General features: G+C 71.6%; 15 protein-coding genes. 1 reads left to right on the top strand and 14 read right to left on the bottom strand.

Annotation, left to right across the window (positions count from 1 at the left end):
- The 14 genes from IPJ17_18655 to IPJ17_18590 all read right to left on the bottom strand — a co-directional run bounded on the left by IPJ17_18655 (position 1) and on the right by IPJ17_18590 (position 18,398).
- Complete coding sequence (locus tag IPJ17_18655) at positions 1-2,013, bottom strand: 9-O-acetylesterase (GenBank protein ID QQR73479.1); 2,013 nt, start codon at positions 2,011-2,013, stop codon at positions 1-3.
- A 34-nt stretch (positions 2,014-2,047) separates the two neighbouring features.
- Positions 2,048-5,209: a hypothetical protein gene (locus IPJ17_18650; protein QQR73478.1), complete on the bottom strand. Its 3,162-nt coding sequence runs from the start codon at positions 5,207-5,209 to the stop codon at positions 2,048-2,050.
- Positions 5,210-5,375: 166 nt separating this feature from the next.
- Positions 5,376-7,979, bottom strand: a complete 2,604-nt coding sequence (locus IPJ17_18645) for a DegV family EDD domain-containing protein (protein QQR73477.1) — start codon at positions 7,977-7,979, stop codon at positions 5,376-5,378.
- Between the two features lie 145 nt (positions 7,980-8,124).
- A complete protein-coding gene (locus tag IPJ17_18640) occupies positions 8,125-9,630 on the bottom strand; it encodes an MFS transporter (protein QQR73476.1) in 1,506 nt (501 codons plus the stop codon).
- Positions 9,631-9,718: 88 nt separating this feature from the next.
- Positions 9,719-10,114, bottom strand: coding sequence for a hypothetical protein (locus IPJ17_18635; protein ID QQR73475.1), 396 nt, complete (start codon positions 10,112-10,114; stop codon positions 9,719-9,721).
- Positions 10,115-10,155: 41 nt separating this feature from the next.
- Complete coding sequence (locus IPJ17_18630) at positions 10,156-10,707, bottom strand: CPBP family intramembrane metalloprotease (protein QQR73474.1); 552 nt, start codon at positions 10,705-10,707, stop codon at positions 10,156-10,158.
- A gap of 56 nt (positions 10,708-10,763) precedes the next feature.
- Entirely contained in the window at positions 10,764-12,047 is a 1,284-nt protein-coding gene (locus tag IPJ17_18625) for an MFS transporter (protein ID QQR73473.1), read from the bottom strand.
- Positions 12,048-12,132: 85 nt separating this feature from the next.
- The gene (locus IPJ17_18620; protein ID QQR73472.1) at positions 12,133-12,345 is read right to left on the bottom strand and encodes a PspC domain-containing protein; all 213 of its coding nucleotides are present in this window, start codon (positions 12,343-12,345) and stop codon (positions 12,133-12,135) included.
- A 104-nt stretch (positions 12,346-12,449) separates the two neighbouring features.
- Positions 12,450-13,898 carry a sigma-54-dependent Fis family transcriptional regulator gene (locus IPJ17_18615; protein QQR73471.1) on the bottom strand — a complete coding sequence of 483 codons (1,449 nt, stop codon included), beginning with the start codon at positions 13,896-13,898 and terminating at the stop codon, positions 12,450-12,452.
- Between the two features lie 319 nt (positions 13,899-14,217).
- Entirely contained in the window at positions 14,218-15,141 is a 924-nt protein-coding gene (locus IPJ17_18610) for a transposase (GenBank protein ID QQR73470.1), read from the bottom strand.
- A 54-nt stretch (positions 15,142-15,195) separates the two neighbouring features.
- Entirely contained in the window at positions 15,196-17,034 is a 1,839-nt protein-coding gene (locus IPJ17_18605) for a GAF domain-containing protein (GenBank protein QQR73469.1), read from the bottom strand.
- Positions 17,035-17,044: 10 nt separating this feature from the next.
- Entirely contained in the window at positions 17,045-17,449 is a 405-nt protein-coding gene (locus tag IPJ17_18600) for a hypothetical protein (protein QQR73468.1), read from the bottom strand.
- The gene (locus IPJ17_18595; protein QQR73467.1) at positions 17,446-17,994 is read right to left on the bottom strand and encodes a prepilin-type N-terminal cleavage/methylation domain-containing protein; all 549 of its coding nucleotides are present in this window, start codon (positions 17,992-17,994) and stop codon (positions 17,446-17,448) included. Before IPJ17_18595 ends, IPJ17_18600 begins: the two co-directional genes overlap by 4 nt.
- Positions 17,991-18,398, bottom strand: a complete 408-nt coding sequence (locus IPJ17_18590; protein ID QQR73466.1) for a prepilin-type N-terminal cleavage/methylation domain-containing protein — start codon at positions 18,396-18,398, stop codon at positions 17,991-17,993. Before IPJ17_18590 ends, IPJ17_18595 begins: the two co-directional genes overlap by 4 nt.
- Positions 18,399-18,479: 81 nt before the next feature.
- Between IPJ17_18590 and IPJ17_18585 the strand changes: the two genes are divergently transcribed.
- Entirely contained in the window at positions 18,480-19,988 is a 1,509-nt protein-coding gene (locus tag IPJ17_18585) for a hypothetical protein (GenBank protein QQR73465.1), read from the top strand.
- Positions 19,989-20,069 lie beyond the last annotated feature (81 nt).

Raw genomic sequence — 20,069 nt, 5'->3', positions numbered from 1 at the left:
TCACTTCATTCCGGCGGTGATCCCCGGCCAGCGGTCGGTGCGAAACGGCGGAGCAGGGAGGCCGGCGCCGTTGCCGAGGTTGGCGTCCGGGTTGGTCGCCCAGGCGTAGCGCACCGCCACGGGGCGTGGCACCCGGGCGCTGCGCACGACCACCGAGGCACCGTCGATGCGCGCCTCGGCCCAGTGGAAGACGCGATCCTCGCCGGCGAGGGCGAAGCCGCGCAGCTCGCCGCCGCCGCGCGCGGCGAGGCCGCCCTCGGCGTGCGCGAAGTGCAGGCGGACCGCATCGCCATCGATCGCCGTGGCGCTCAGGGTCGGTCCGCTCGCCACCACCGGCAGCCGGTAGGCGGTGCGGAAGGCCGCGAGCGCCAGGCGCCGTCCCACCTCCTGCTTGTTGCGCGGGTGGATGTCGTCGACCTCGCCGAGGTCGATCGCCGTCGCCATCGCCGTGTCGGGCAGGGCGAGCGCCATCGCCTGCGCTTCGCGCAGTTCGGCCCAGTCGCTTTCGCCCGGCTGCGGCTCGACCGCGCGCCAGTTGGCGAGTTGGACGAAGAGGAAGGGGAAGTGACGCTGCCCCCAGAGTCGCCGCCAGTCCTCGATCAGCAGCGGGAAGAGTCTGCGGTATTGCTCGGCGCGCGCGGCGTTGGCCTCGCCCTGGTACCAGATGGCGCCGCGAATGGCGAACGGCACGAGCGGCGCGATCATCCCGTTGAAGAGGACCGTCGGGCGGCCGGGATCGTCGGGGTCGAGCGGGCGCGGCGGGAGCTCGCGCACGTCGAGGCCGATGCGGTACGCCCAGTCGCCGGCGAGCGGGATCGAATGCTGCTCGTCGAGCGCCAGCTGCAACGCTGCCGGCTCGCCCCAGAGCCCACCGCCACCGATCCAGTCGAGCACGCGGATGGCGATCGTGTGGCGCCCGGGAGTGACCAGCTCGACCGGAATGCGGTAGACCCGCGGCAGGTCGTGCTTGCCCTCGCTGCCCACCACCACGCCGTCGAACCAGGTCACGTCGGCGTCGTCGATCGGGCCGAGGCGCAGCGTCAAGGACTGGCCCGCCCAGGCGGCTGGCACCTCGACGCTCCGGCGAAACCAGACGACGCCGTCGAGGTCCGGGAGGCCCGCGTTCTCCCAGGCGTGGGGCAGCGCCATCGACTTCCACTCGCGCGTCTCGAGCTCGCGCGCTGACCACGGCGGCGCGGCGGCTCCGCCGCGGTCGTGCTGCGGCAGCGCGGCGATCCAGGCGGCGAAGTCGCGGCGGAAGGTCTCGCGCTGCGCCGCCGGGTCGCCGGACGCCTCTTGTGCCGCGAGCTGCGCGAGGCGATCGCGGAAGTCGTCGACGCGAGCGAGGGACCCGCGCGAGGTCCAGGCCTCGATCGGCGTGCCGCCCCAGGTCGACTGGACGAGGCCGACCGGCACGCCGAGCCGCCGTTCGAGCTCGCGGCCGAAGAAGTAGGCCGCGGCGGAGAAGGCGCGCACGCTCTGCGGAGTGCAGACCTGCCAGCCCGCCGTCGTGAGGTTGGCACGCGGTGCGTGCGCGACCGCATGCTCGACGCGCAGCAGGCGGAGACGTGGATGGTCGGCGGCGGCGGCCTCCGCTTCGGCGTTGGTCACCTTCGCCCAGCCGTCGATCGGCATCTCCATGTTCGACTGCCCCGAGGCGAGCCACACCTCGCCGACCAGGACGTCGCGAAAGACGAGCGTCTCGCCGCCGTGCACTTCGAGCTGGTAGGGCCCGCCGGCCGGCAGCGCCGGCAACTCGACCTGCCAATGGCCGGAGGCGTCGGCGTGGGCCTGCCGCTCCCGGCCGGCGAGCTCGACGCGCAGCACGCCACCCGGAGCGGCCGTGCCCCAGACGAGCACCGGGCGGTCGCGCTGCAGGACCATGTGGTCGCCGAAGAGGGCGGGGAGGGCGATCTGCGTCGCCGGAGGGCCCAGGGCGGCGGTGGGAGTGGACACGCTCGCCACGGCCAGCCAGGCGCCGGCTGCCAGGAGGGAGGGGAGGTGCGGTCGCATCGGGCTTCCTTTCGAGGGTGGCGTCGCCGCGGGCTCAGGGAGTCACGCCGAGGCGGAGGCGGTCGAGAAGCGCGGCGCCGGCGGGCGTGGCGGCGATCGAGGCGGGGAGGAGCACGATCTCGCCGCCGGTGGCCGTGTTCACCAGTCGCGCGGCGCACGGGTAGCGCTCGCCGTGATCGGGGATCAGGAGATGTCGGTCGGTCTCGGTGAAGGCGAGCGGCTCGAAGCGCCACGGCCGGCTCACCGCGAAGTCGGTGAACGCCTCGTGGACGGCGATGTCGAGATCGGCGAGGCCGGCGAGCGGGCCGGTGAAGGAGACCCCGCGACCGTCGATGGCGAAGCCGAAAGCGCCGCGGGACGTCTCCCACGAGTTGAAGAAGGCGCCGCCCGGACCCCACGAGACGACGGCGTGGCGGATCGGCTGGTCGGCGACGTCGCCGGTCATCGGGTCGATCGGTTGCCAGGTGAGGTCGGCGGTCTCGAAACCGACGCGCGGCGTGTCGATCGTCATGCCGCCGGCGCCGCCATGGTCGAGGACGCGCACCGCAACGAGGTTCTCGCCGCCGAAGACCAGCGTGGCGTAGGCCGGCTCGCCGGGTTGGATGCGGTAGCGCCGGATCGTCCGCCAGTGTCGGCGCGCACCGACCGGCTGGCCGTTGACCCAGGTCCAGTCCTCGTCGTCGATGCGGCCGAGGTTGAGCACGACGACGCGACCGCGCGCCTCCGCCGGGAGGGAGAAGTGCGCCCGGTACCAGGCCCAGCCGTCGAGCTCGTGGCCCAGCTCCTGCTCCCACGCGGCGGGCACGGCGATCTTCCGCCAGCCCTCGTCGCTGCCGCCTCCCGACCCTGGCAGGTGCCAGCCACTTCTCCGGCCGGTTTCGGCCTCGGGAGGGGTGGCGGGCCCGTCCGGGGAGGGGTGGAGCTCCCAGCCGTCGATCGGTGTGTCGCGCACGGCCGGTTGCCGCTCGAACCAGTCGATGACCCCGCCGTACTCGCCCATCGTGCCCCGCGGCCGCATGGTGGCGCCGAAGAAGACGAGAGCGCCGCCGCGATCGAGGTAGCGGGCGAGAGCGGCCTGGACGTCGGCGCCCTCCTCGGTGCGGCGCGGCAGTGCGTTGCCCGGCACGACGATCGCGCCGACCGTGGCGGGATCGACATCGGTCAGGTCTCGCGGGGCGAGACGAGCGGCCGGCAGACCGGGAGCGAGCGGCCCGGTCAGACCGTCGGTCACCAGCACGGCGGCGCAGCGCGGCTGCGGCGGGGGAAGGCTCGGCAAGCCGGTCATTTCCCCTCCCGCGAGGCTCGGCTCGCCGAGCGGTGTGACGGCCACGTGCCGCGCTCCTTCGACGATCGCGTCGGGCGGTGCCTCGACGACCTGGACCCGCGGGTCCGTCACGCGGATTCTCAGTCTGCCGCTGGTGGCGGAGAGCGCGATGCCGCCCTCGGGAAGCGGTACCTCGGCGTGCCAGTCGTGCCAATCGCCTGGCACCTGCGGAGCGACGCGGAGGCGGGCGCAGCCGGGCTCGAGGATCTCGATGCCGAGCAGCCCTTCGACCACCGCGTCGAGATAGGCCCCGGCGGCGGTCAGGAAAGCGCTGCCCCCCTCGCTCACGCCCTCCGGTGAGGTGAGCTCTTCCATCATGCCGGGAAAGTGCTCGTCCTCGAGCGTCCGCGCGCCGCTCTCGAGCAGGTGGACCCCTCCGGCGGCGTCGCCGGTGCGGAAGCGGGCGCGTGCCTCGACGGCGTTCCACCACGGCCACATCTTGTAGTTGTGGTCGTTCGACTCCGGCACGTGGCGCATCGGCGGGACGATGGTGGTCGAGCCGGCGGCGCGCCACGAGCGCGCCTTCACCGTGGCGAGCGCTCGCACGGCGCGGGCGCGCGGCGCCACGCCGGCAAGCACGGCGAGAGCGTTCTCGGCGGCGGCGACGCGCTCGTCGCGGCGTCCCCAGAGCTCGAGGTTGTCGTAGGCGCCCAGCGCCTCGTCCCACAGCCCGTGGTTGATGCCGCGCACGAAGCGATCGCCGATCGCCTCGTAGCGCCGGGCCGCCGCTGCGTCGCCGAGGGCGCGCTCGACCTTGCCGAAGGTGTGGAGCAGCTCGGCGAAGAGGACGGTCGAGTAGAGGACGCGTGCGCCGTCGGGAAGGAGGAAGAAGCGCGAGTGGTCCATCCACTCCGAGACGTCGACGAGCAGGCCGCGCTCGTCCGGGTCGCGGTCGATCCACGCCTCGACCCAGGGGCGCAGCGTGCGCTCGGCGTCGGCGAGCGCAGCCCGGTCGCCGGTGAGCAGGAAGTCGCGCCAGACCGCGCGCGTGAGCCAGGCGGTGCCCTCGGCGGTGCCGCCCTGCGAGGGGTCCTCGGTCACCTTGAGGCCGCGCGGGTCGGCGCTCGCATAGCGGCGCAGGTCGTAGGCGAGGGTGGTGCGTGCCGCGGCGAAACGACCGCTCGCCATCGCCCCGGGGACGAGACCCGAGCCGAGGTCGCGCGACCAGACGTCGCGCCAGCGGAAGAGCTCGCAGACGTGGAGCTTGCCGTCGAAGCCGAGGTCGAGCAGGGCGCGCGAGAACGGCACGGCGCGGTCGATCTGCGGGGACGGCGTGCCGAGCAGCAACCCCTCGCGATCGGGCGCCTCGATTCGCCGCCGCAGCTCCTCCCAGCTGCCGGCGGGGCGCGGCCCACCGGCTGCGAGGACGAGCTCGCCGGCTCCGCGCTCGAGCGGGATGGACAGGTCGCCGCTCGGCTCGAGGGTCGGCGCTCCGGTCGCTTCGACCTCGAGGCCGACCGGCTCCGAGGCGCCGGTGACGCGAAAGGCGACGAGGTAGGGCACCTGCGGGAGCGCGCCGTGCAGGATCTCGATCCGAGCTCCGGCGAGCGCGAGGCGATAGACGACGCCACCGGGAAAGAAGCTGGCACCTCCCGGCCGGCCGCCGAGCTCGGAGACGACTCCACCGAGGCGCAGGCGGAAGCGGGCGCTGGCGTCGCCTCCACTGTGGAACGAGAAGCCGTCCGGTCGGACGCGGACGACGCTCCTGCCGTTGCCGACCAGGCCCTCGGGGGTTCGCTGCGCGTCGTCGATTCGAGAGGGCTCGCGAGGTGGCGCGGCCGGGGTGGCAGCGGTGGCGGCGCCGGCGATCGAGCAGGTGGCGCCGGCGAGCAGCGTCGCAAGCGATTTCGACAGAAGATGAGCTGGCGGCACGCGGAATGCCTCCGGAGCAGAAGTCGGTGCCGGGAGTCTACTCGTCCCCGCATGAGCGGGCTGTGGGGAGATGGCGATTGACCGTGCGGGAAGGGTCACCCTACGATGACGCGAAGGCGTTCGCGGACCTGGTGCTGCAGGCCGCGCGCTCGGCGGCCGGTCGACGTCACCAGGAGGTCGCAGCACGATGAGCCCGGATCCCCCGCTGTCGCCGTCGCTCCCCCCGATCGAGATCGCGCCGCATCGTCCGGCCGGCTTCAACCGGCTGGTGCGGCGCGAAGCGGACGCCGGCAAACCCGGTTGTGCGCTCCTGCTCGCGCTGCCGACCGGGATCGTCGGCTTCGGTGCGCTCTGGCTCTACTTTTCCGGCCACGCCGACGACGGCGAAGGCCCGGGGTGGATCGTGCCGGTGGTCGGCTTCGCCTTCGCGGCGGTGGCGCTCCTGCTGCTCTACGCCGGGCTGCGGGGGATGCGCGGCCGGTCGATCCCGCTGCCGGAGGTCTCGCTCGAGAAGGGGATCGTGCTGCGGCCGGGAGCGCGAGGGGTCGTGCGGGTGCGACAGCCCGGGCCGGCGCGGTTCGCCAAGCTCACCGTCAAGGCGGTCTGCGAGCGGCGCTACCGGCGCCCGGTGGGCAAGGACGGCGAGAGCTCGGTCGAGGACATCGAACCGCTCTGGTCGACGACGCTCTTCGAGATCGTCGACCAGCCGATCGCTCGAGGCTTGGCGGTCGAGCGCGACCTCGAGCTGCGACTGCCGCACGACGCGCGACCGACCGGCCCGGCGCAGCCGGAGGGCGAGGTTCGCTGGGCGATCGAAGTCTGGGGCGAAGGGGGCTTCCTGCGCGCGACGTATCACCCGTTCGTGCTGACCGTGCAGGGGCGCAGCGACACGCCGGCCTGACGCGGTCCGGCGCCTCAGCCTTCGAGCGGCGAGAGCAGCGCCAGCTCTTCGTCGTCGACCGGCTGGTAGATCGCCGCGCCGACGGTGCCGGGGCCGGTGTGGGTGCCGACGACCGGGCCCATCTCGGCCATGAAGAGGCTCGGTCATCTTGAGGTCCTTCATCAGGAGCCCGCGCAAGCGGTCGGCCCACATCGGGGCGTTGGCGTGCGCCACGCCGCCGACGACCGGGCGCTGCGGGTCGATGCGCTCGCGCAGCAGCTCGAGGATCCTCGGATGTGCCTTGCGCCCGCCACGGACCTTGTCGATCGAGGTGACTTCGCCCCCGACGACACCGAGGATCGGCTTGATGCCGAGCAGTCCGCCGAGGAGCGCACGGGCGTGGCCGATCCGGCCTCCGCGCGCCAGGTACTCGAGCGTGTCGACGACGAAGAGGATGTGGATTCGCTCACGGACCGACGCCAATCGCTCGACGATGAGCTGGGCCGGCACTCCGCGTGCCGCCATCCGGGCGGCGAAGATCGCCTGCAGCCCGAGCCCGAGGGAGATCGACTTGCTGTCCACCACCTCGATGCGCGGCGGAGTCGAAGTGCGGCGCAGGGCGGCGAGGGCCATCACGCCCCCTTCGAGCGCCTTGCTCGCCTCCGCCGAGGTGAGCGACATCTTGCTCGAGAGATGGATCGACACGATGTCGGCGTTGGCGATCAGCCCCTTGTAAGCGTCGAGGAACTCCTCGGGCGGTGGCGGCGAGGTGCGCGGGTGCACCGACTTCTCGCGCTCGAGCATCCGGTAGAAGGAACCCGGCGTCACGTCGACGCCATCGCGCAGCACCTTCTCTCCGAAGTAGACGCGCAGCGGGACGATGACGATGCCGTGGGCGCTCGCCGCCTCCTGGGTGAGGTCGGCCGTCGAATCGGTGACCACGCGGACGCGTGCCTGCGGCTCGACGAGATCGACGACCTCGCTCTCGCGCAGGGCAAGGAGCGCCGACTCGATCCGTCCGTCGCGGAAGGGCAGACGGTCGAGCAGGGCGGCGACGGTGAGCTCGACGCCTTCGGCGTGCGCGAGGTCGACCGCCGAGAGAATGGCGCGCGCGACCTCGTCGGCCTGCCGCGGAGCGCCGGTGCGGCGGATGCGCAGGCGGCCCGCCGGGGCCTCGGGGATGCGGTCCTCGAGCGCTTCGATGACCAGTGCGGTGAGGTCGCCGTCGATCGCCGCGAGGCCGGCACGCTCGTCGCCGTCGACCGGTCCGAGGCTCACGCGGAATGGTCCCCCTTGGCGCCGTGCGAGGCGACAGAACGCCTTCATGCCGAGCGCCGATCCGACCTTCGCCGCGACCAGGGCACCGTGATCGAGCAGCAATGTCGCGCCGTGTCCGAGGTCGATGCGGCAAGAGACACCGAGGCGGGCGAGCGAACGCACCAGCTCGAGCGTCGGCAGATGCGAGAGGTCACCGACGAGGTCGACGAGCTCCGGGTCCGGTGCCGCGCCGATCTCGTGGCCGATGAGGACCAGTTGCACGCGCCGCACCAGCTCGTCGGTGGAGATCCCGCCGATGGCGAGGTAGAGGACGTCCTCCGGCAGCTCGTCGCCGTCGGCGGCGGTTTCGCCGAAGAGCAGCACGGTCCGCGCTTCGCCGCCGAGGCTTCGCAGCTCGTCGAGAAGCCCACCCTCGGCCTGCACCGCGAGAGCGGCCGGCGCGACAACGACCGCCGGTCCGAGGGCCGCGGCGAAACGCCGGCCCTGCTCGGCGTCTACCGTGGGGACGGCCTCGTAGCCCTGCTCGGCGAAGCCGACCGCCAGCGCGTGGCGGCGGCCCTCGTCAGGGTCGACGACGAGCAGCGCCGGGCGGACGGGAGCCTGAGCGTTCATCCATGAGCCTCCGCGAAAACCGGTGCCGGGGCTCGTCGGGGGTACCCGCCGGGCCGCCGGAAGGGTCGCAGTATAGCGGCACGAGCGCTCCCCGGTGCCGGCGACCGAGTGGGCCGACGGCGGCCTGCGGCGCCGTCGACGGACCTCATGCCGCCGGTCGGTCGGCGCGCGAACGACCCCGGTGGTTCATCGTCAGGCCGCCGGCTCCCAGCAGCAGGAAGATCGTGGCCTGGACGACCTTGCGCCACTGGACCGGCTCGGCGGCGAGACCCTGGTAGAGGAAGAAGGCGCCGAGCGCTCCGATCAGTCCGTAGACGAAGACCATCGCCTTCTGGGCCGCCGCGCGGGTCGCGGTGGTGTCGGCGCCGAAGCGGCGGGAGTAGAGGATCAAGCCGGCCATGGCCAGCAGGTCGAGTACCGCGAAGAGGAACCAGAAGAGGCTGGTGCGGCCCTCCCCGCCGCTCACCCCGACCCACGGCTTGAGCATCCACTCGTAGAGCGCCCCGCCGAGGCTCGAGCCGAGCAGCGAGCCGAAGACCCCGTAGAGGAAGGCGTAGCCCATGTACACCGCCTTGCGTTCGGGCGGAGCGACCAGGCCGACGAAGCTGTAGTACTTCGGGTGGGCGGTCATCTCGCCGAGCGAGAAGACGGCGACGCCGAGGATCAGCATCCAGGCGTTGCGCGAAGCGGCGAGGCAGAGGAACCCGACCGCACCGAGCGCCATGCCGGTGACCATGGTGGCGAGTGCCGGCCGCTCCTTGACGAGGCGACTGACCAGCACCTGCAACAGGATGATGATGCCGGCGTTGATCACCGTCACGTGCTCGGCGTCGAAGCGGAACTTCCAGGTCAGGCCGAGGGCGGCGAGCAGCGAGTTGACCGCCGCGTCGACCGGCGCCGTGTCGACGAAGTCGCGCAGGTACCAGAGCACCGAGCCGAAGTTCTGGAAGTAGAGCACCCAGAAGCCGGAGTAGACGACGATCATCAACATGAAGCGCGCGTCGCCGAGCACCTCGGCGGCGCCCATCAGGGTGTCGCGCAGCGACTTGGTGCTCTGCGGCCGCGGCGGGTCGCGGAAGACGAAGAGCGTCGGCAGCAGCATGAGCCCGGTGTAGGCCGCCGAGGCGGTGAAGACGTACTGCCAGGAGAATCCCTTGAGCAGGCTGACGACGAGCGGCGCGGCGAAGGCGCCGACGTTGATCATCCAGTAGTAGACGCCGAAGCCGAACGCCGAGGTGCGCTCGTCGGTGGTGCGCGCGATGGTGCCGCTGATGATCGGCTTGAACAGGCCCGAGCCGGTCGCCATCACCAGCAGCGAAAGAAAGACCAGCGCGTAGCTCGAGCAGTAACCGGCGGCGAAGTAGCCGGTGGCGAGCAGCGAGAAGGCGACGAGCAGCATCCGCCGGTAACCATAGCGGTCGGCGAGCGCTCCACCGAGGATCGGCAGCACGTAGGTCGCCGCGTAGACGATGCTCTGCAGGAAACCGACCGCCTGTTCGCCGAAGCCGAGGCCACCCTCGGCGACCGACCTCGTCAAGTAGATCGCCAGCACCGAGTTGAGGCCGTAGTAGGCGCCCCGCTCGAACAGCTCCATGACGTTGGCGACCCAGAAGGTCTTGGGGAAGTCGCGGAACAGGCGAATGTCGGCCATCAGGTCCTCCGGGTCGGCGCGGTCACGGTTGCTGCCTCGGGCGCGGCGAGCCGCGGCCTCGGCAGATTGTAACGGTCGAACGTCGCGGCTAGGTGCGATCGGGCACCGGGCGGAACTCGATCAGCTCGACCGGCGCGCCGTCGGCGAGGATCATCGCGGAGCGCACGCCGTTCGACGGCGAGCCCGGCGGCATGAGGATCTCGAACCCGGCGAGCTCGGCGTCGAGATCGTCGACCTCGAAGGCCAGATGCGGGATCGTGCGCACGATCTCGGGGACCGGGCTGTCTTCGTCCCAGCGCATCCACTCGATGCCGAACGGGCTCGTCGGGAAGCCCGAGACGTGCAAGCCGTAGGCCGGCAGGTGGACCTCGTCGGGCCGTGGAACGGCCGTCGGCAAGCCGAGATGGTGGTAGCGCCAGCCGCGCTCGCCGACCACGGGCGGGGGCTCGTGGTCACGCCGGTGGAGCGTTGAGCTCGTGCGCATCGTTCCTCTCCCGGGGGCCGCTCGGCGCCGCTCGGCGTCGCTCACCAGAGGCCAAGGGACTGGCCGATCGAGAACAGGTTGCCGAGCACATGCATGCCGATCGGCACCCAGAGCGAGCCGGTGCGATGGCGCGCGATGCCGAGGAGGATCCCGTCGGCCGCGATCAGCGCCAGCGTCCCGGGTCCGTAGCTCCAGTGCAGCAGTGCCCAGAAGACGGCGACCACGCCGATCGCCCCGGCCGCTCCGAGAGCGGTACGCCGCAGGCGGTCGAGCACCAGGCCGCGCATGACGAGCTCCTCGGCCACCGGGCCGACCAGGCCGATCGCGAGGATCCGCAGCCCGACGACGAGCGGCGGATATTCCGGCCAGGCCTTCGCCTGATCGAGGTCGAGGGCGCGGATGAGCAGCTCGCCGGCGGCGATCCAGCCGGCCCAGATCGCCAGCCAGCCGAGAGTCGCCCTGGCCGACGGGATCCGGAACCCCAGATTCTCACGCCAGGAGATCCCTCGCAGGCGTGAAACCACGAGCGCGATCGCGATCGCCGCGGCGGGCACGGCGAGCTTGAGCAAGGTGGTGCGGAGGAGCGAGTCCACGGACGATGCCTCCTTCCCGATCGCATGTTCGCACGAACCCGAGGCGTCGGCGCCGCCTACCGTTCCTGCTGCGCGAAGCCACCCGCCAGGCGCTGGAAGAGCCAGAGCGCGACGAAGGAGAGCAGCATGTGCCCGCAGAGCACGTACCAGACGTGCCCTGGGTGGCCGGCGTCGGCGAAGCGGCCGTAGAGCGGCGTGTAGAGGACGCCGGAGAACGAGCCGATGCCGACGGCGAGGAAGTTCGAGCCCATGTAGAGCCCCGCCTTCTCTCGCGGGGCGATGCGGCCGATGTACTCCTGGATGCGTGGCGAGGCGATCATCTCGCCGACCGCGAAGAGGACGATGCCGAGGAAGACGAGCGGTGTGGCGACCGAGGCGGCGAGGCCGAGGACGACGAAGCTCGCGGCCATCACCAGTAGACCGAAAAGGAAGGAAGGGATCGGCCGGAAGCGCTCGCTGGCCTTCGAGACGGCGATCTGCAACACCATGATGACGAAGCCGGTGTGCGAGATGGTCTCGCCGAGGATGCGTCGCGTGCCATGGTCGTCGCGCGACAGGAATCCGGCAATCCCTTCGCCGAGCAGGCCGCGCAGCTCCTGGTAGAGGCGGGCGGTGTCGAGATTGCTGTCGACGTAGAGCGCCAGCAGGTTGAAGAAGCCCCAGAAGGGGATCCAGAAGCCGACGCCGAGCAGGACGAGGAAGAGCACGAACTTGCGGTCCGCGAGCGCCGTGCCGATCTCGCGCAGCTTCTCCCCAAGTGTGCCCGTGGCCGGGGCGCGCTCGGGCTCCTTGTAGAAGAGCAGGGTGATCGCCAGCATGCAGCCGATCGAGACCGCTGCGGCGTAGAAGGCGTAGTCCCAGGAGATGGCGCGCAGGTTGCCCATCACCACCGGGCCGAGCGAGGCGCCGGTGTTGACCATCGCGTAGAAGATGCCGAAGCCGAGCGTGTTGTTGGTCGAGTCGGTGACCGCGCGCACCGTGCCCGAGACCAGCGGCTTGAACATCCCGGCGGCGAGGCCGATCGACAGCATGGTGAGAGCGATCCCGGAGAAGGAGCGGGTCAGGATGAGCAGCAGGATCGACGGCAGGTAGGCAAGGTAGGAGACGACGAGCATCCGCTTGAAGCCGTAGCGGTCGGCGAGCGCGCCGGAGAAGAGCGGCACGCAATAGGAGAGCAGGAGGAAGATGGTCTGCACGCCGCCGAGCTGGGCGCGCGAGTAGCCCAGCGAGGTCATGTAGATGCCGAAGCTGAAGTAGATGCCGTAGTAGGCGAAGCGCTCCAGCACCTCGACGAGGTTGGCGACCCAGAAGACTCGGGGAAACGGACTGCGTTCGGCCATGAGGCCTCCGAAGGGCGGATGGCGGCGGAGAGTCTACTCGCGCCGCCAACCGGAGGGTCTCAGGTCGAGTTGCCGGGGACGATTCTCATCCGGCGACGGGCTCGTCGAGCGGCATGACGAGCCAGAGGAGCAGGTAGACGAGGATCCCGGGAAAGGCGGCGGAGAGGATCGAGCCGATCACGTAGACGACGCGGAGCGTGGTCGGATCGAGTCCGAAGAAGGCGGCGAGACCGCCGATGACTCCGGCGATCATGCGGTGGTTGCGGGAACGGCGCAGGGGGCGAGGGGTGGTGCTCATCGTCGAACCTCCTGGGGTTCCAATACGTGAGAACGGGGCTCCGGTTCCACGAAGCGCCGGGGCAACGATCCGGCCGACGAGGCGGGTCGCGAGAGCCGCGGGATTCAGGGGTTGGGCGACGAAGTGGAGGGGGCCGACAGCCCGTGCCGCTGGAGTCGGCGGTAGAAGGACTGGCGGCTGAGACCGAGGGACTCGGCTGCACGGGAGACGATGCCGCCGTGGCGAGCGAGGGCCTCTTCGAGTCGCCGACGCTCCTCCCCCTCCTCGTAAGGTGCCAGGCGATTCTCGTGTGTGGCCGCTGGCTCCGCTCGGAGAGGTGCCCGGAGAGGTGCCAGGCGATTCTCGCCGTCGTGGGTGAGCTTTGCCGGTGCCATCAAGCCGAACGCTGCGGCGGTCAGGTTGGGGGACTCTGAGATCTCCCCCGCCCGCATCACAGCCTGCTTCAGTCCGCGGCTACCGTCCGGCCAGCGGGCGTGTGCCAAGGCCCGCTCCGCCCCCTCGTCGAGGCTCCACGCCGCGCCATGTCGGGCCGGCAGATCGGCGAGGAAGCTGCGCGCCAGCGCCACGGTGTCGGCAGGACGTTCGCTGAGCGGCGGGACCACGAGCTCGATTTCGGCCAGCTGCCGGTGGAGCGCCCGCGAGAAGGTCGCGCTGCGCACCGCTAGTTGCAGGTTCTCGGAGGCGGTCGCGATCAGGCGCACATCGACGTCCGGGTCGATTCCGCGTTCTCCACGGGCCGCATCGCCCCCCCGCAGGAAGTCCAGAAGCGCCGCCTGGGCAGCCGGTGTGAGCTCGTGGACATTTTCGACGAGCACCGTGCCGCCGCCCCGGGGGGGATCGGCGCGATCGACCGCTGGCGCTCCTCGAACGGGGCGCTCGCTGCGACGCCAGCCAGCGATCTGATCGACCGTGAGGGTGGCGCCCTCGATGCGCAGAAAGGGCAGTCCACGCCGCGGCGAGTTTGCCTGGACGATCCGGGCGAGGTGGCTGCGCCCGCTGCCGCGCGCCCCGGTGATCAGCACCGGGGTATGGAATGGGGCGGCTCGCACGGCGGACAGCACGAGTTGGTGAAAGCTCGGGGTTCCGTAGGCGGCGCCGCAGAGGTCGACACGGGCGGCGAGGTCCGCGCGGGCGGCAGCCAGGGGGCTGCGGTCGAGCGCAAGGAGGAGCCGGAGAGCGGTCGACGCGAGACGATCTTCGTTGCAGGGCATCGACAGGTAGTCGACGGCGCCCTCGCCGAGCAGTTGAGCCGCGAGGTCGTTGGCACTCCAGGAGGCGAGCAGGAGGATCGGCAATTGAGGGCGAATCCGGCGAATGGCGCGAAACAGCTCGATTCGCCCGTTGGCCGAGTGACCGGCCGTCAGCCGGCCGAGATCCTGAACGACCAGGGCGAACGGTTCGCGAGCAAGCGTCGCAAGGACCCCGACGGCGTCGTCCGCGAGGCGGAGGAAGATGCCCTGGTCCGAGAAGGCTCGGGCGAAGCTCCGGGCAGCCGAAGGGTCGGCCTCGACCAGCAGGATCGGTGGTGCATCGTGGGCGCGGGCGGCGGTCATGGGCGGAATCGGGGCTCTCGCCTGTTGTACTCCTCGAGCGACCTCCGGGTTTCGCCCGTCCGCCCCGAGGTGCCCGCCCCAAGGTGCCAGGCGCTTCTCCTCACCGAGGGAGATCGGAGTGATCGAAGCCGCATCGGGAGCGAATGACGGCGCTCGGTTGCGGTCGATCGGAGGGTGTTCCCAGCACCGAAACTCCTCACGGAGGGGGCTTTTCTGGTCTCAGCCGGCGACTTACCGAGGAGGATCGGGAAATCCTCCGGAAGGACGGCTTTTCGAGAGCTGTCGTGCCCCCGGATCAGTTGTGGCCGATTCCGACGGCTCAGCCGGTTGCCGCAGGGACGAAAGGATGGGCGGGAGGGAAACAGCCGGAGGGAAATGTCCAGGCGGTGGGGTCTGAGCGCAACGCCGCGGAAGCACCGCGGTAGGCGGCCACGAAGCAGCCGAAGGCCCGGCGAAAGGCAAGGAACGCATCGCGGCTCGCCGTGTGCACCAGAGGTGCCGGCGATCGGGTGCTGCTCGCTGCGACCTGGTGCGGATTCAGCCGAAGCACGGTGGCGACGCCGAGGGGCGGACGGCGGCTCGCTTTCGCTCGGGCTGTCGTGTCGGCCCGAATGGCGTCGACCAAGTCGCGGATCCGTTGCCGGTAGGCCGCCTCGGGCACCTCGCTCCAGGCGGGCAGTGGATGAAGGACGACTCGCTCCTGCTGAGGGAACGTCCTCCGATGGCTACGATCTCGATTCGCTCTCCACTCGGCGGTGCGGTCGAACCAGGTACCGGTCAGCTGGCCACCGTCGAGCATCGCGGGGACACTGGTGGCGCCGGGCCAATCGCGCGGATCGCCGATCAGCCCCTCTTTGCAGCCCTGCTGGAGCAAGTAGTGCAGTCGCCCGACCTGGGCTTCCTCCTCGTTGCTGACGACGATCGCCTCGTATCGTCGGCCCCAGAGTCGTTCAGGCCAATGGTGGAGCCGGCCGACCTCGCGCGCGAGGTTGGAGTTCAAGTAGCCGACGAAGCGGGCAAGTTGCCGGGCATCGTCGACGGTCAGTAGCAGGTGGTAGTGGGTCGAAAGGAACACGAACCCGTGGAGGGTCACCGGGTAGAGGCGCTGGGCACGCCCGAGAATGCCGAGCGTGAGCTCCCGCAGAAGGGGAGATGGACGCAGCAGGTACCGTGAGTGGATCGCGCGGCTGGTCACCTCGACCATGGCGCCGCCTGGGGGAATGTAACGGAGTCGTCGTCCCATGCCTCCTAGGACGACTTTCGCCGCTGCGATCTTGCGAGAAGTGGCTGGCACCTCTCAGGCGAGGAGCTTCAGCGCCAGCACCGTGCGGTCGTCCGAGGCCTCGGCCGGGCCGGTGTGGCGGCGACCGAGGTCGAGGACGGCGTGGGCGATGTCCCGTGCGCCGGCGGCGGCGAGTGCGGCGAGCTCGGTCGCGACGCGGTCGCCGCCGAGCTCGCGTCCCTTGGCGTCGTGGCTCTCCTCGATGCCGTCGGTGGCCAGCACGACGACATCGCCGACCTCGAGCCGCAGCTCGAGCTCCTCGTAGCGCCGGCCGGCGAGCAGGCCGAGCGGCGTGCCGACGGTCGCCAGTCGCGTCACCACGCCGCCGCGCACCAGGTAGGGGAGCGGCAGGCCGGAATTGGCGAGCACCAGCCGCTTGCTCACCGACTCGTAGACGGCGTAGATCATCGCCAGGAAGCGGTTGTCGATGCCGAGCAGGCGCAGCTTGTCGTTGAGCCCCGTGAGCATGCGGCCGGGGCTCGGCCGCAGCTGCGCGTAGTGCTCGCGCAGCAGCCCGACGGCGAAGGAGCCGTAGAGCGCCGCGGCGGTCGCCTTGCCCGAGACGTCGCCGACGGCGAAGGCGACGGCACCGTCGCCGGTGTCGAGGAAGTCGTAGAAGTCGCCGCCGAGGTCGCGCGCCGGCTCGAACGCCACGCCGATCTGCAGCCCGGGCACCCAGGGCGTCGTCTTCGGCAGGAGCTGGCGCTGAATCTGCCGGGCGGTGGCGAGGTCCTCGCGGATTCGCCGCTCCTCTTCCTGCAACTGCTCGTAGAGCCGGGCGTTCTCGAGCGACACGGCGAGCGCTCCGGCGAGCGTCGCGAGGAGCTGCTCGTGCTGCGCCGTGAAGGCGTCGTAGGCGAGGCTCTCGAGGTCGAGCACGCCGAGCAGCCGGTCTTTGTAGACCAGCGGCACCACGAGCTCGGAGCGCACGTCGAAGCCGGCGGCACCGCGCACGTAGCGCGGGTCGACGTGAACGTTGGCCACGCGCAGCGGCTGGCGCAACGCCGCTGCCGTGCCGCAGAGGCCGACGCCGAGCGCCACCGACGGCAGCTCGACGGTGGCGCCGTCCTCGCGCGCCACCGAGAGCCAGGGCTCGAGGATCCGGCGCTGTTCGTTCCACAGGAGCACCGAGAAGAGGTCGTAGTCGATCAGCCGGCGGATCGCCACGCCGACCCGCTCGAGGAGCTGGCGGCGGTCGAGCAGCGAGTTGAGCTCGCGGCTGATCTCGTGCAGGAGAGAGAGGGTGCGTGCCTGCTCGCGTGTGTTCTGGTAGAGCTGGGCCGTCTCGATGGCGCTGGCCAAGTGTCCGGCGAGGAAAGAGAGCAGCCGTTCGTGCGCGGCGGAGAAGGCGCCGGCCTCCTCGCTGCCGAGCGTCAGGACGCCGACGGTGCGTCCCTTGGCGACGAGCGGCAGCGCCAGCTCGGCGACGATCTTCTCGCCGGCGTCGATATAGCGCGGGTCGGTCCGCACGTCGTCGACCCGGACCGGTCGGCCGCTGGCCGCGGCCGTGCCGATCACCCCCTGTCCCAGCCCGAACCGCCAATGCTCGACGACTTCGGGCGGATAGCCGATCGCCACGGCGAAGCGCAGCTCGCGGCCGAGCTCGTCGAGCAGCAGCACACCGAGGCTCTTGTAGCGGACGTAGCGGGCGACGATCTCGGCGACGCGGCGCAGCCCCGAGGTCAGGTCGTCGGCGGCGTTGAGCTCCTGCGTCGCGGCGAGCAGGCAGGTGACCGGGTCCTGCGGATCGCACAGGTCGGCGAGACCGAGGGGCGCCGGCCTCCCGACTTCGGAGTGAACGCCGGATCCCGTGTCAGGCCCGACCGGGGGGCTCGGCGAACGCTTCGCGGACATGATGCGGCGATCATATCGCCGGGGCCACACCGAGCGGTTTCCAGGCGACGACACGGGGTGCGCCGCCCGCGACATCGACGACGAGCTCGACGCGTCGTTCGCCGTCGCCGAGGCGTGCCTCCACGGTGATGCGACGCTGATGCTCGTCGACCCATTCGACGGAGCTGGCGATCGTCCCGCCGCCGAAATCGGTGGGCTCGAGCCCGGCGGCGTCGGGGTCGACCGCCAGGCGGGCGAGTGTCGCGTCGGCGGCGGAATCGGCGAGCGCCAGCAGGCGCAGGCGACGCACCGTGTCGAGATGGAGTGCGGTCGCCCGCGTGTGGGCCACCGCGAGCAGCAGCGCCGCCGATTCGACGACCACCAGGACGACGAGCACGACCACGAGGGCGAAGCCGTCGCGCCGCCGCGCGTTCATCCGTCCCTCCGCTGGGATACGACGACCTCGATCGCCTCGAGCCCGAAGCCGCTGCGATACCAGCCGGGCGTCGTCAGGTGTGCGGCGGTGAGCGGCGCCGGCGTCCGGCGGACGAGGCGCACGACGACCGTGCGTTCCGGGAGGGCCTGCCACTGGAAAAGGAGAACGCCGTCGAGGATGAGGCGTCCCTCGGCGGGGGGCGAGCCGGGCGGGGTCGCGCTGCGACGCAGCCGGTTGCCGTCGAGCTCCCAGACGACCTCGAGTCCGTCGCGTTCGAGCATCAGAGCGTCGCTCGGCAGTCCGCCCCCGGCCAGCGGAGCGCCGGCGGCAAGATCGGCGCGCAGCAGCCGCTCGGCGAGCTCCGGCTCGCCGCCCCGCAGGCTCGCCGGAGCGAGCGCGAAGAGGCGTCCGGCGGCGACGAGCGCGCCGGTGGCGACGGCGAGCGCGAGCAGCATCAAGGCGCTCGCCACGGTCAGCTCGAGCAGCGTGAAGCCGCGCTCACGGCGGCGAGCGCTTCGGCGAGTGCGTGGCGTCGGCGGGTTCATGGCCGGTAGAGGAGCGCTTCGAGCGTGCGCCGGGACGGCACGCCGTCGGCGTCGTAGATCGCGACGAGGTCGAGGCGATAGAGGGCGGGCTGGGGCTCGGCGGTGACTTCGAGCGCGAGGGTCCCGGTGAAACCGAGCGTCGGCGCCACCAGCTCTCCGCTCGCCAGTGGCACCAGGCCGCCACGCAGCGATTCGTAGGCATTGGCGAGCGCCCGCTCGGCGGCGATGTGGGCGACGCGCCGGCGGGCCGCTCGCCGTTCGGCGCCCTGGATCGCCAGTCCGCCGAGCAGCAGGACGGAGGCGAGCAGCAGGGCGACGAGTGCCTCGACGAGGGTGAACCCGGCGCGGCCGCGGGCCCTCGGCGTCCGCTGCCCGGCAGTCCCGACTCTCGATGCGCGGTCCACGATGCTCGGCTCCACTCTCTCCGACGGACGCTACTACGATCGGGCCGGCGGCCATGCAGGGGGCTGCTAGAGTCTCCCGCGATGTCGACCTCGGAGTCGCGCGGAGGCGGGTGGGCCGAGCTCCTGCTGGCTTTGCTCGTCGCCGGCACGGTCCTGCTCCCGGCCGACCTGCCGATGGTCGACTGGCCGCAGCACGCCGCGCAGGTGGCCGGCCTGCACGACCTGGCGCTCGGCCGCTGCGAGTACGGCGCGATCTACCGCGTCAACTGGCTCACCCCGTATTGGCTCGGCTATCTGCCGGCGACGCTCTTGGCCTTCGTCCTGCCGGTGGAGCTGGCGTTGCGACTGGTGCTGCTCGTCGGGTTGCTGACCCTGCCGCTCGCTCTGCGCTTGTTGCTGCGCGAGCTCGGTCGCGACGAGCGCTGGAGCGTCGTCTCGTTCGCGGCCGTCTTCGGCGCCAACTTCGACTGGGGCTTCTTCACCTTCCTGGTGGCCGCTCCCTTGGCCCTGCTGCTCGGCTGGCTCGCGGTGCGCCAATTGCGACGGCCGTCGATCGCGCTCGCGGCGGGGCTCGCAGCGGTCGGGCTCGTGACCTTCGCCGGGCATGCCGTCGCGGCAGGGTGCGGGTTCTTCCTCGCCGGCGCGCTCGGCCTGCTCGTCGTGCCGGAGATCGGCTTCGCCGCCGCGGTGCGGCGGCTCGCGCCGCTCCTCGTGCCGGCTGGCCTCGCGGCGGGCTGGCTCACGGTGTTGCAGCGCTGGGAGCCAGCGACGCGCGACGGGCTCAAGTACGGCGCGCCGGTGGCGCGGCGGTTCGCCGAGCTCCCGCGCCTGCTCACCGGCCTGGCCGACAGCGCGCTGGCGATCGCCTTCGTCCTCCTGCTTGCCCTCGCCTTCCGGCTCGCCGGGGCGAAGCTCGCTCGCGCTCCCGAGCGCTGGGCGCCGCTCGGCGCGACGCTCGCCGTCTACGCGTTCACGCCGAACTACCTGATGGGGACGGCCAATCTCTACATGCGGATGCTGATCCTGCTGATCCCATGCCTGCTGATCGCCGTGGCGCCGGCGCCGGGGGAGGGATCGCGAGGGTGGCGCCGTGCCGCCCTGCCGATCGCCGTCGCCCTGCTGCTCCTCGCCAACGCGATGCGCATCGCCGCCTTCGCTTCCGAGAGTGCCGGCCTCGACGAGGTGCTCGCCGCAGCGCCGCAGCGCGAGCGCCTGCTCTACCTGCCGCTCGATCGCGACAGCGCGCAGTCGATCGCGCCCGTCTACCTGCACTCGGGGGCGCGCTACACCGTCGGGCGGTGTGGCGTGAGCGCCGTGTCGTTCGCCTCGGCGTTCACCACCGCGCTGCGCTTTCGTCCCGAGACGGAGCCGCGGCTGCCGGCGGGATTCGAGTGGCAGGCCGCGCGCCTGCGCTGGGAAGGCGTGCGTGGCCAGTTCGGACTCTTCCTGGTGCACGCCGGCGAGCCGATCCTGCCGCGCGCGCTCTTCGGCGCCGACGGGCGCGTCGAGCAGCTCGCGCAGCGGGGTTCCTGGTCGCTCTATCGTGCCCTGCCGGCAGAGCGGGTGCCACCGCCGGGGGCCGGTTCGTAGCGCGACCCTTGCCGGCGCCCTCGTCCGAGCTCCGCCGGCGGCGGGGTGGAGGGTGCGGGCAGAGCCGCTCTGCCGCGCCGC

The organism is Holophagales bacterium (genome assembly GCA_016699405.1).
Lineage (GTDB): Bacteria > Acidobacteriota > Thermoanaerobaculia > Multivoradales > JAGPDF01 > JAAYLR01.
Note: the sequence above shows the minus strand (reverse complement) of the source record. Positions and strands in the feature narration are given on the sequence as shown.

What these genes read in the sequence shown, in the direction of transcription:
- IPJ17_18655 (QQR73479.1), bottom strand. Translation starts at nt 2,013, where the DNA reads ATGCGACCGCACCTCCCCTCCCTCCTGGCAGCCGGCGCCTGGCTGGCC.
- IPJ17_18645 (QQR73477.1), bottom strand. Translation starts at nt 7,979, where the DNA reads ATGAACGCTCAGGCTCCCGTCCGCCCGGCGCTGCTCGTCGTCGACCCT.
- IPJ17_18640 (QQR73476.1), bottom strand. Translation starts at nt 9,630, where the DNA reads ATGGCCGACATTCGCCTGTTCCGCGACTTCCCCAAGACCTTCTGGGTC.
- IPJ17_18635 (QQR73475.1), bottom strand. Translation starts at nt 10,114, where the DNA reads ATGCGCACGAGCTCAACGCTCCACCGGCGTGACCACGAGCCCCCGCCC.
- IPJ17_18625 (QQR73473.1), bottom strand. Translation starts at nt 12,047, where the DNA reads ATGGCCGAACGCAGTCCGTTTCCCCGAGTCTTCTGGGTCGCCAACCTC.
- IPJ17_18620 (QQR73472.1), bottom strand. Translation starts at nt 12,345, where the DNA reads ATGAGCACCACCCCTCGCCCCCTGCGCCGTTCCCGCAACCACCGCATG.
- IPJ17_18615 (QQR73471.1), bottom strand. Translation starts at nt 13,898, where the DNA reads ATGACCGCCGCCCGCGCCCACGATGCACCACCGATCCTGCTGGTCGAG.
- IPJ17_18610 (QQR73470.1), bottom strand. Translation starts at nt 15,141, where the DNA reads ATGGGACGACGACTCCGTTACATTCCCCCAGGCGGCGCCATGGTCGAG.
- IPJ17_18605 (QQR73469.1), bottom strand. Translation starts at nt 17,034, where the DNA reads ATGTCCGCGAAGCGTTCGCCGAGCCCCCCGGTCGGGCCTGACACGGGA.
- IPJ17_18600 (QQR73468.1), bottom strand. Translation starts at nt 17,449, where the DNA reads ATGAACGCGCGGCGGCGCGACGGCTTCGCCCTCGTGGTCGTGCTCGTC.
- IPJ17_18595 (QQR73467.1), bottom strand. Translation starts at nt 17,994, where the DNA reads ATGAACCCGCCGACGCCACGCACTCGCCGAAGCGCTCGCCGCCGTGAG.
- IPJ17_18585 (QQR73465.1), top strand. Translation starts at nt 18,480, where the DNA reads ATGTCGACCTCGGAGTCGCGCGGAGGCGGGTGGGCCGAGCTCCTGCTG.